Here is a 603-nt window from a genome sequence, read left to right as displayed (position 1 = left end):
CCCCGCATCGAGGCCGCCGGCGCGCGTGCGCACTGGAGCGAAGAGCGGCGCTACCAGCGTCCGATCTACATCCCTGCGGTTGAGAACGCACTCGCCATCCTGCGCCCGATACCCGAAGCACAAGGATCTTCCCATGACCCGTATCATCCTGCACGCTGATGGCCGGGCTCCCATCACCATTGAACTTGACGAGACAGGCTTACAGCCCCTCCATCTCCATCTCGGATCTGATTTCAGGCAGATGGAGACGAGCGGCGCGGTCCCGACTTTACCGGTACCGGAAGCATCACGGCACTGGCGCCTGAAAAAAGCGTTGCCCGCGCTCATCGCCGGGGGGCTGGCAGCCATCCTGATCATCGGCACACGTCAGGCCATGGTTTCCGACCGCGCTGTTCCCGACACCGGACCCACTGGCATACTACGGCCGCCTGCAATTCTACCCCCGCTCTCCGGCGCGCCCATGACGGACGAAGGCGCGCCAGGGGTCCGCTCAACCTATGTGCCGGGCGCGCGCATGCCGGTCGACGGGAATGTGGTCGGCAATCCCGACGGTCACCCCGCGAGCGCGGAAATTGATGCCGCACGACGCATCATGACGCAGCG

2 protein-coding genes are annotated in these 603 nt (G+C 65.2%); both read left to right on the top strand.

The window, feature by feature from the left end; genetic code table 11:
* Window positions 1-159 (top strand): secretion/conjugation apparatus DotM-related subunit (locus tag B7449_RS24990; RefSeq protein WP_456303607.1); only part of this gene is annotated, 159 nt, incomplete at its 5' end.
* Window positions 134-603, top strand: a 470-nt coding sequence (locus B7449_RS18090; protein WP_048884007.1) for a hypothetical protein, incomplete at its 3' end; no start/stop codon positions are given. The genes B7449_RS24990 and B7449_RS18090, both read left to right, overlap by 26 nt.

This window comes from Komagataeibacter intermedius TF2, assembly GCF_000964425.1.
Taxonomy (GTDB): domain Bacteria; phylum Pseudomonadota; class Alphaproteobacteria; order Acetobacterales; family Acetobacteraceae; genus Komagataeibacter; species Komagataeibacter intermedius.
Note: the sequence above shows the minus strand (reverse complement) of the source record. Positions and strands in the feature narration are given on the sequence as shown.